The organism is Chitinophaga niastensis (genome assembly GCF_003014755.1).
In the GTDB taxonomy this organism is placed as follows: domain Bacteria; phylum Bacteroidota; class Bacteroidia; order Chitinophagales; family Chitinophagaceae; genus Chitinophaga; species Chitinophaga niastensis.
This window is the reverse complement of the sequence record NZ_PYAW01000032.1, coordinates 1-1402: the sequence shown is the minus strand read 5'-3', so window position 1 is coordinate 1402 and position 1402 is coordinate 1. Positions and strand designations below refer to the sequence as shown.

The 1402-nt window shown below is 41.7% G+C and carries 1 protein-coding gene; it reads left to right on the top strand.

Annotated features, from left to right (window positions below):
• Nucleotides 1-107 precede the first annotated feature (107 nt).
• Nucleotides 108-1313 carry an IS4 family transposase gene (locus tag CLV51_RS28835; protein ID WP_106531571.1) on the top strand — a complete coding sequence of 402 codons (1206 nt, stop codon included), beginning with the start codon at nucleotides 108-110 and terminating at the stop codon, nucleotides 1311-1313.
• Nucleotides 1314-1402 lie beyond the last annotated feature (89 nt).

Genomic DNA, 1402 nt, shown 5'->3' with positions numbered 1-1402 from the left:
AATCATTGTTGTCCGGGAAAACTATAATTTAAAGAGCAAAAAAAGGGCAGTTCAATAGAACCGCCCTAATTAGTTATGTTTGAGTTACCACACAACAAACATTTCTAATGAGCGAATTTAAAAAATTTCCCGGACAGCCAATCTTATCGCAAATATTAAATGTAATACCGTCAACAGTAATTCATGCGGCGAGCAGAAAGCATAATGCGAACCGTTATTACAAGCGGTTGCCACTTCGGCTTCATTTAGTAAGCCTGTTATATGGAGTGTTCAGCTATTGTAATGGCCTTCGTGAAGTCTGTGAGGGCCTTCTGGCCTGCGAAGGAAAACTTAGCCACCTTGGGCTGGATAAAGCTCCTGCCCGCAGTACACTTTCGGATGCTAATAATAAGCGTAGTTATCGGGTCTTTGAAACTATTTATTACGGGCTGCTGCGTCAGTATCACAGCTTTATCTCGGACAGCCGATTAAAAGGATTGAGTATCCGCAATCTGAAAGTGGTTGACAGCAGTACAATTCAGCTTTTCAGTGAAATACTGCGTGGTGTGGGCCGTGCCCGTGGAGATGGCAGCAGAAAGAAAGGTGGATTCAAGGTTCATGCCATGATGGATGCTTTTAGTGGAGTTACTGAATTTGTACGTCTGACGGAAGCCCGTGAGCATGATCAAAAATTTCTCCATCACCTGAAGCTGCCCGCAAATAGCTGGCTGGTCTTCGATAAAGCTTATACAACCTACCATCGGTTCGCTAAATGGAGTGAACAGCAGATCTGGTTTGTAACCCGGGAAAGAGATAATGCCCTTTTTCATGTGACCAAAGTGCTGATTGACAGGACTCGCAGACATAACAGGAAAGGAGTGCTGAAGGAGCAATACGTAACCGTAGGAATTAAACAAAACGGAACAGTTGTCCAGCGCTTAAAGCTGCGGCGTATTACCTTTAAGTCAGATGAGGGCAAAGTCTATATGTTCATCACCAATAACTTTACTTTACCCGCCTGCCAGATAGCTACCATTTATAAAAACCGCTGGATGATCGAATTGCTTTTTAAACAGATCAAACAGAATTTTCCGTTACGTTACTTCTGGGGAGAAAGCCCCAATGCTATTAAAATGCAGGTCTATTGTGTGCTGATTGCACAACTATTGATGGTCGTAATAAGGAGAAAAGCCGCAACCAAAAAGTCTTTTTCCAATATGATTACTGTAATAAGACTTCATCTGATGAGCTATGTAGGATTACTGGAGTTTATTAAAGACACTTATAAAGCATGGAGAAAAATACATAATGCAATGCTGGAGTTTTCTCCATAATAAAATCGGGGGGAGCTCCCCCGATTTTATTACAATGTTTTTTTCTTCTGTATCACTTACTCACAAAGTGATGCAGGGTATTTTATGTC